1 protein-coding gene is annotated in these 9,738 nt (G+C 70.0%); it reads right to left on the minus strand.

Annotation, left to right across the window (positions count from 1 at the left end; genetic code table 11):
• The coding region (locus tag AC1DY2_RS09615; protein WP_476762215.1) for a VWA domain-containing protein at positions 1-9,492 on the minus strand (9,492 nt) is incomplete at its 3' end.
• Positions 9,493-9,738: the final 246 nt, after the last annotated feature.

Consider the following 9,738-nt stretch of genomic DNA (forward strand, 5'->3'; position numbering starts at 1 on the left):
AGGACCCAAGCCACACCCAAGGACCCAAGCCACACCCAGGCCGCCGAGGAGCATCAGGCCGCCACCGAACCAGAGCCAGGGCTCCGACGCGAAGCCGGTGACCGCGGTCTTCTGCGGCAGGCTCACGGTCACCGAGTCCTCGGCGCACTCGATCAGGTCGGGCACGTCGTCGCCCGTGTCCGCGTCATCCCAGCAGACCTCGCCGGTGTTGACGATCGAGGACGCCATGGTTCCCGGTCGCACGTGCACGCCGAGCACGATGTCGGGCGCCGTGGTGATGTTCGGTCCGAGCACTCCGAGCAGGTCGCAGTGCAGGGTGCCGCCGTAGCCGCCCGAATCCTCACCGGTGACCTCGCAGTCCTCCCAGCGCGGGAAGGCGGGCGCGGCATCCGTGGTGATCGAGTCGACCCGGAGATGACTGGGGATCGTGTCGAAGATCTCCACCGTGTCCGCGGCGCCCGTGCCGACCGAGGTGACCCCCAGCGTGTACGAGAAGTTCGCGTCGGACTTCGTGGACGTCACGCTCGCGGTCTTCTCGATCACGAGCTCCGACGGCCGTTCGATCGCACAGGTCGGGAGCGCCTGCGGGTAGACCGCCAGCACCTCCTCGCTCGGGTTGATCGAGAACGTGATCGAGGCCGGGTTCACCTGGTCGCGCCACGGATAGGTCGGCACGGTCTCGTCGAGGATGAGGTCGAGGAACCTGGTCCCGGGCGTGGGCGGCGTGATCAGGTCCTGCTCGGTGATCGGACGCCAGCCGGGGAACGCGTACGGGATGCCGTTCGCGTCCACCGCGGCCCCCGGCCAGAGGAGCCGGCCGGTGCGCGCATCCCAGGGGATCGTCTCCACCTTGGTCTGCGTGCCGTCCGCCGACACCCACGTGACCGTGATGTCGGCCGGGGCGACGTTGTCGGTGACCGAGATGTCGTAGTAGAGCCACGGCACGTCGTTCACGCAGCGGACGTAGGCACCGGAGTCGATCCGCTTGACGGGGACATCCACGTCGTCGCAGTCGTTCGTGGTGAACAGGTCGTCCTCATACACCTCGACGCACGCCTCATTGGGGATCGGGTCGCTGTCGAGCGGCGGGATCACCGGGGGCGGGTCGTCGGGGCCGACGGCAGGCGGCGCGTCGACCGGCACGACCGTGAAGAGCACCGGGATGGTGATCGTCGTGATCGTGCCCGGGCCGAACGGTCCGGCCGCCGTGGCGCTGAACTGGTTGCCGACCGTGTTCTCGGTGAAGTCGCCGCTGTCGGGATCGAAGGTCGCGGGCCCCGTGATCTCGAGCGTGTCGGGCAGCAGGTCGCTGACCACCACGTTCGTGACCGGCTCGGTGCCGTTGTTCGTCACGGTGAGCGTGTACTCGAAGGCATCGCCCTCTTCGACGGCCGTCTGGCCCTCGGGGAGCACGTACTCCTTGACGATGCCCACGTCGACCGGCTCGGCCACGTTCGTGACCTGGCAGTCCACGCGCGCGCCCAGCACGACCGTCGCGTCCGTCGCCTGGCCGCCGCGGATGCAGCCCCACGCTCCGTTCTCGTAGAACTGCAGGAGCGGGTTCGCGAGGCCGGTCGCGTTCGGCGTCTCGGACAGGTTGTAGGTGCCCGTCGGGACCGTGAACACGAGCTGGCCGCTGCCGATGCCGCCGACGTTCACGAGGCCCGCCGCCAGCACGTTCCACGCGTTCGCCTGCAACGGGGTGAGCCCGCCGAGGTCGATGTTCGCGAAGGCCGAGTTGTCGACGAACTTCTGCAGCCCGATCTGGCCGACCGGGATGTTCGTGCAGTCGTCGAGCTCGGTCACGATCGTGCCGTTGCCGAACGTCGCGCCGTTGAAGAAGCCGTTGCCGGTCTCCGAGGCCACGCAGTCCACGGTGTCGATCGACTGGATGTTCGCGACGAACGCCTGGATCGTGATGGTCCACACCTCGCTCGTGCCCGCGGCGATGGCGTCGCCGGAGGTGAGCGTCGTGTCGGTGTCGCCGTTCCACGTGGCGACGACGTCGCCGTCGGGATCAGTGGCCACCGCACTGGTGATGACGACGCCCGCCGGGAAGGCCGGCGTGTCGCTCAGGTCGTAGAACAGGTCGTCATCGCTGTCGTTCGTGACCGTGATCTCGTACTCGACCTCCCAGTTGCCGAGCCCGAGGTTCGTCGCCGGGCCGGTGACGAGCTTCTCGGCCGTCGCCTGTCCCGGCTCGTCGCACGCGCTCACCTCGGTGGGCAGCCCGTCGACCGTCAGCGTGCCGACGTTGCGGAATCCACCCTCCTCGACGTTCTCCTGGCTGCACTCGGTGGTCTCGTCCTCCCAGGCCTGCTCGGTCACGGTCGCGCCGACCGTGATCGCGTACTGGTGGGTGGTCCCCGGCGGCAGCACCACGTCGTCCGCGAGCGTCGCGGTCGTGGTCGCCGGCAGGTCGTCCCAGCTGCCCGAAGATCCGCCGGGGCCGGTCCAGGATGCCTCGTCGACCGTGATGCCCGACCCGAACAGGTCGAGGTCGTCCTCGAGATCGTAGGTGAGCGGCGACACCCCACTGAGGTTCCGGACCGCGAGGGAGTAGACGATCACCCAACTGCCGTCGGTCAGCTGCTCGGTGGAGGCCACCGTCTTCTCGACCGTGTACTCGGCCGGCTTGGCGGTGTTGACGATCTCGCAGGTCACCGTCTGGCCCGGCTCGAGGGTGACGTCTGAGCCCTCCAGCTGCGCCGGGGTGTTCGGGTCGGTGCTCGTCACCGTGCAGACCCAGTCACCCCCCTCGAACTCGTCGGACTCGGGGAAGTCCGCGGACTCGGCGAGCGTGTACGGCGTGTTCGAGTCGACCTCGCCCGTGGCGCCGCCGGCGCCCGAGAGCACCTCGGTGTCCCCGTCGGAGGCCGTGAGCGTCCAGAGGGTGGGCGGGAATTCTCCCGCGACCTCGGCCGGCTCGACGGTCTTCACGAGCGTGAGCTTCGGTGCGACATCCGTGTTCACGATCTCGCAGTCGACGCTCGCGCCGAGCTGCGTGACCGTGAGCGTGGCGTTCGTCGCGCCGGCACTGGTCACAAGGGTGAAGGCGTCCTCGCCCTGCGGCGAGGTACACGACCAGGTCTGCGAGACCTCGTAGGCGACGCCGTCCTCCCAGACGGTGGAGACCTCGTTGAGCGTGTAGCCCGTGTCGACCTGCACCGAACCGGTGGCGGAGCCGTCGCCGCTGAAGGCGTCGGCGTCGTCGCCGGCGTTCGTGCCGCTGAGCGTCCAGTCGGTGGCCACGGCGTCGCCGCCGTGCGCGTTGTCGACGATCTTCTCGAGCGTGACCTCCTGCTCGCAGTCGACCTCGTTCGTCACCGTGAACACGTTGTACGTGTCGACGAGGGTCTCGACGCCGGTTCCGTCGGTGCCGACGAGCTCGCAGCCCTCGGGGATGACGACGTCGGTCTCGTCGATCGACACCTCGTCGTCCTCCACGTAGGGCCTGTACTCCTCACCCCAGGCGACCGGGTCGCCGTCGAGCGTCGGCGTGGCCTCGAAGCCCTGGGGCAGCGCGTCGCTGTCCCAGGCGATCGGGTCGCCGCCGTCGATGACCCAGAGCTTCTGGAGCTCCACCACGACGGGAACGTCGAAGCAGGCCTCGGACTCGTAGTCGTCGCCCGAGACGACGAGCGCCCCGTTCAGCAGCCCCTGGCCGCCCTCACCGTCGCAGCGGTGCGAGGCGTCGCCCGGCACGTCGTCGACCGTGAACGACACCACGACCTGGAAGGTGTGGGTCACGCCGCCGGCGAGCGCCTGGTCCTCGACGACCGTGTCGTCGGTGGAGTCCGCGCCGTTCCAGGCGGGGTTCACCGTGACATCCGTGCTGGTGATCTCGCGATCGACGATCGTCACGTCCTCCGTGAAGTTCGGGGTGTCGCTGAGGTCGTAGACGAGGCCCTGGTCGGCACTGAGGTTCCGCACCGTGATCTGGTAGCCGGCCTCCCAGTGGTCGCCGACCTGCACCACGCCGCCGACCGTCGACTTCACGACCTCGGGCTGCGCGGGCAGGCCGCACCCGGTGTCGGTCTGGGTGGTCGCGCCCGAGGTGAGGGACGCCTCGTTGAGGAATCCGACGTTCGGAGCGCCGTCGGTCGGTGCGCAGCTGCCCGTGGTGGGATCCGCGAACGCCTCGGCGTCGACCGTCGCCGTGACCGTCACCGTGTAGGTGTCGACCKCGTCGATGCCGATGAGCTTGGGCGAGCCCACGATCGTCTCGGTCGGGTTCGCCTCGGGGTCGGCCCAGTCGCCGTCGTCGCCCTCGCCCGTCCACTCGGCGGAGAGGATCTCGACCTCAGGGCCGAAGCGCAGGGTGTCGCTCAGCGTGTACTTCGTGATGAAGTCGGCGTTGCCGGTGACGGTCACGTCGTAGACGGCGGTCCACACGCCGTCGGCGTCCTGGGTGACGACCGGGTCGCCCTTCGACACCGTCGGTACGCCGCCGTCGGTGATGTCGGTGCACTCCTCGTCGTCGCGGACGATCTCACCGCTCGTCAGCACGGCCTCGTTGAAGAAGCCCTTGCCAGGAGTGGGTGCGGCGACCGTGCACTCGAGGTCGGCCGGGGGCACGCTGCCCGACGGGACGTCGACGTTCAGCACGATCGTGAAGACGTCGGTCTCGCCGGCGGCGATCGGCTGGTCGGTCGCGATGACGATGTCCGTCGTGCCGTCGTAGGCCACGGTCGGGCCGCCGTCGATCACGTAGGAGTTGTAGATCACTCCCGCCGGGAACTGCGGGTCGTCGATGAGCGAGTAGAAGCTCGGCTTCGCCCCCGGCGCGGTGTTGGCGGCCGTGAGCGTGTAGCTGACGTTCCAGCTGCCGTCGGGCTGCTGGGCCGCAGTCGCCCCGGTCTTCGAGATGGTCGGAGCGCTCGGGCTGTCGCACGCGGTGTCGGTGGTGTCCTCGCCGCCCACCGTCAGCACGGCGGCGTTGTTGAAGGCGCCGTCGGTCGCGCCCGAGGGGCACGCGGTCTGGGCCGGGGTGAGGTCGGGGCCATCGAGGGCGATGCCCGTCACGGTGATCCGGTACGTCGTCGAGGCGTTGCCCGCGAGGTACGCGTCGACCGCGAGGTCGCCGGATCCGGCCCACGACGTCGGGTACGGCACGCCGTCCTTCGTGACGGCGTAGCCCGCTCCGCCCAGGTCGACGCCCGCACCGAAGTGGAGCTCGTCGGCCAGGGAGTAGGTGCCGCCGAACGCGTCCGTGTTCGTCACGACGAGGTCGTAGGCGATGGTCCAGAGGCCGTCGGCGCCCTGCGACACCGAGCCGAACACCACGGACTTCTCGTGCACGATGTCGGGGGTGTCCACGGTGACGCAGCCGGTTGCATCCGTCTCCTGGTTACCCGAGAGGAGCGTGGCCGTGTTGTTCAGTCCGTCGTCGGACGGGCACGTGTAGGCGGGGTCATCCGCCCCGATGCGCACCGTCACGGCGATCTGGTAGACGTGCTGGTCGACGCCCGGTGTGCCCGGCAGCGCGACGTTGTCGGCGAGGAGGGTGTTCGGAGCGAGACCGGTCCATCCGGGGACCGTGGGCACGGGCGCGGACACGACGGTCGCGGTGCCGACCACCTCGGCCGAGGCCGGGAGGTCGAGGGCGTCCCCGAGGTCGTAGATCACGCCGGTGGTGGCCGACGGGTTCGTCACGGTGATCGTGTACGGGAGCGTCCACGTGCCGTCGCCGTTCGCGACCGCCGCACCGCCAACCTTCGTGATGGTCGGGTTGACCGGCTGGGCGCACGCGTCATCCTCGCCGACGGTCTGCCCGTTCACCGAGAGGGTCGCGGTGTTCAGGAATCCGCCGCTGTCACCCGACGTGGGTGCCGGGCAGGCGAGCTCGTTCTCGGGATCGGCGAACGCACCGGCATCGACCGTGGCCTGGACCACCACGGTCCACGTGTCGGTCGCACCGGCGGGCAGAGACCTGCCGGCCGTGAACGTCTGCACGCTGCCGAAGCCACCGGCGAACGGATGCGACGGGCCGCCGTTCGGCTCGGCGTAGTCGGCGTCGAGGATCGTGATGTCGCCGCCGAAGCCGAGCTGGTCGGCCAGTCCGTAGGTGACCGGAGCGAACGCGCTCGGGTTCTTCACATCGATCGTGTAGGTGATGGTCCAGGTGCCATCGGCGTTCATGACCGGCACGGCCACGTTCTTCACGACCGTCGGCGTGAACGGCTTCAGCGTGTTGGTGACGACGCAGGCCACCGAGTCGCCGGCGCTGAGGGCGCCCACGGCCGGGCCGGGAACATTGGGGCCGCCGTTCTTCGAGCACTGCCAGGTGCCGGCCTGGAACTGGTCGGCGTTGGGCAGGGCCGTCGTCTCGGCGAGGGTCAGGGCGACGCCCGCGGGCACCGTGACGAATCCGGGGGTGCCACCGGCACCGGATGCCACGACCGCGGCTGTGTCGTTCCGGGTCGCGCTCAGCGTCCAGGCGGTGTCGGGCGCGACGCTGCCGGTCACGACCTTGTCGAGGGAGAGCTTCGGCGGGATCGGACGGTTCGTGATCACGCACGTGGCGCTGTCGAGCGCCGGAAGGGTGACGGTCGTCGTCGTGACGTACGTGCCGTTCGGGCCGGTGTTGCACTGGATGGAGACCTGCTCCCAGCCGGCGGGGCCGCCGGACTCGGAGATCGTGTAGGCCTTGCCCGGGCGGACGGAGATGGTCTGGCCCGTGGTGACCGTCTGAGCGTTCAGCCCCGGGACCGCCGGCGCGTTGGGGGTGGCGGTGAGGTTCCACGCGGCGGGGTTCGCCGTGATGCCGTCGATCGGCTGGAGCGTCTTCACGAGCGTGAGCCGCGCGGTCTGGTTGACCGCCGTGCACTGCACCCAGTTGCCGAAGCCGACGTTCACGCCGCCGTTCAGGCCGCCCGCGTTGCCGCCGGTCGGCTGGCCGTTGGCATCGAGCGGCACGCACGCCCAGCTGCCCGTGGAGCCGGGCACGGAGAGCACCGGGTCGCGGTTGTCGAGCTGCGTGTACCGCGGGTCGCCGCCGGACTCGGCGAGCGGGTAGACGACACCGGGCGTGATCGTGCCGGTGACGCCGGAGCCGCTGTCCTGGCCTTCGGGGAACGCGAGGGCTCCACCGCCGGGCGTCAGGGCGTCGAGCGTCCACAGGTTCGTGGGCACGGCGTCATCCGCCACGTCCTTGCGCAGCGTGAGGCGCGTCGGACAGGTCACCGTATTGGTGATCTGCACCGTGTTGGCCCCCGCCACGAGCTGGAGCTGGTAGGGGTTCGCCAGCGGCACGTTCGTGCCGCTGCCGTTGACCTGGGTGACCGTCTTGCTGACGACCTGGCACAGGGTCGGGAGGGCGCCGAGCGTCTCGTTGATCGGGATGGTCTGGCCGGCGGAGAATCCGCCGACGACGTTGCCGAAGCCGGTGCCCTGGCCGTTCACCACGGCGTTGCCGGTGAGGGCGGGGTTCTGTCCGTGCGGGATCGCCGGCTGGCCGTTGATCGCCCAGAGCTTGTTGACAACGACCGTGGCGGCCGGGTTGGGCGCCTGGTTGTAGAAGGTGCAGCTGACGGCCGTGCTCGGGCTGACCGGCACGTTGACGCCGGGCTGTCCGGGCACGGTGTTGTTGTTGGTCACGCCGGCGATGATCGGCTGGGCGGGGTCGGTGAGGTTGCGACAGACCGCGTTGAGGCCCGACTGCGGCAGGCCGGTGAATCCCGCCTGCATCGTCTCTCGCACGACCACGGTGCCCGTCGTCGTGCCACCCGTGAAGACCAGCGGGTAGTTGATCGAGCCGGTGCCGGCACCGGTCTGGCCGTTGGCGGGGTTCGGCGCGCCGACCGTGACGCCCGCGGTCGGGTTCGTGGCCGAGATGGCCCAGCCGCCGGTGGGCTGCGCCTGCTGGATCGTGCCGCCCGGCGGCACGACCTGCTTCACCACGCTCACGGATCCCTGGCAGTTGCCGAGGGCGAGCTGGCGGAGGGCGGCGCCGGCGGCGGCATAGTTCGCGGTCTGGTAGTAGTCGGCGGTGCCCGGGTTGCTGCCGTTGTAGGCGGTCGGTCCCGAGATCGCGCGGAGATTGAGGGCCGTGTCGACGTTGCTCACGCCGTTGCCCACGCCGAGCGCGATGACCCGCGTGTTCTCGGCCTTGATCGCGTTGGCCGAGAAGATGGCGTTCTCGACCTCGCGCACCCGGGTGAAGTCGCCGGGGTCGGTCTCGGAGCCGTAGACCGTCGGGTTGCCGTCGGTGAGGACGATCGCGACGTCGTACGCCGTCGGCGAGACGGCGACCTGGTGCAGGCCGCGGTCCCAGTTGGTGTTGCCGTTCGTCGGGGCGGTGAGGCCGTTGATCCAGCCGTTGACGGTGGCCGCGCCGGCTGCCGTCGACACGGCCGTGATGGGCCGGTTCTGGTTGTTGCTGTTGTTCGCGGGGGCCGCCGAGGCGAACGTGAACAGGCCGACGTTCGAGGGGGTTCCCACGAGCGCGTCGACGAGGGTGGTTCCGGCCGCACGGGCCTGCGCGATCGAGGAGTTCACCGAACCCGACAGGTCCATGACCAGGGCCACGTCCAGGCCGCACTGTTGGGGGGCGGCCACGTTGTTGCGCGAGGTCTGCCAGACGCCGCCGGATGCGTCGCGGTTGGTGTTGCCCGAGCTCACCATGAACTCGGCGGGCGGGGTGGTGGTGTAGGTCTGCCCCTGGCGGATCTGCCACGTGTTGCCGTTCTGCGGCCGGAGACCCACGCGGAAGCTGTAGCTGGTCGCCTGGTTGTCGCCGCCGAAGGCGTCGCCGGTGCGCAGCGTGGGGTTCGTGAAGTATCCGGCGGGAGCGGCGATCTGGCGGACCCACATCTCGCGGTCGCGGTTCACACCGCCCTGATCGGTGTCGGGGACGACGAAGCTGCAGTCGCCCGCGGCATCCGCGGTACAGCTGAAAAGCAGCGTGCCGCCCGTGCGGGCGGTGTACAGCCCGAGCTGCACCCCTGGGAGCGCCGAAATCGAGTTCGGGTCGGCGGTGCTGCGCACGTCGCCGGTGCGCACGGTGATGACCGCGTTGTCGCCCGTGGCCGGGGGAACGGCGAACACGCCGACGTCGCCCTGCGCCTCGTCGGGGGCGGYCTTGCGCTGCTGCGGTGCGTCCGTCGGCTCGTCGGTCTCCGACGGCTCCTCGGTGGAGGTCTCGTCGCCGGGCTCGTCGGTCGGCTCCGCGTCTTCGTCGGCCGGCGTCGGCGTCGACTCGGCGGGGTCGGTGGCCGGGTCGGTCGACGGGTCCGTCGCCGCGGGAGACTCCTCCGTCGGTGCGACCGTCGTCGTCGCCTCCGAGGTCTCGCTCGTCGAGGCATCCGTACCCGGATCGTCAGCCGGATMGGCGAACGCCATCGTCGGCAGGCCGATCGCCAGCAGGCCCGCGACCGCGACGACGGCGACGGCCCCGCGGAACGTGCGCTTGCGCCGCTCGACCCGCTCTCGACGGCTTCGGCGCGTGGTGGAGGCGCCAGTGGATGAGGAACGGTCGAACAAGCTGTCCATGGTTGTCGAACCTTCGCGTCGGGGGGCGGCGCAGATCTGAGGATTGCGCAACTGCGCCGAGTCAAGCAGAGCGAACGGGGGACACGACAGGGTGCACTCGACACCAATACGGGGGACATGGTCCGCTTCGAAAGCGCACCTGATCAGGCACTGCGAAATCGTGTCACCCGAAGACGGGGTACGTGTCCCCCGGCACGCGACGTCCGATCGGGGGACGCGCTGGAGACACAGCGTGAACCCGAGCTC

This window comes from Agromyces sp. P1_H4 (assembly GCF_056405255.1).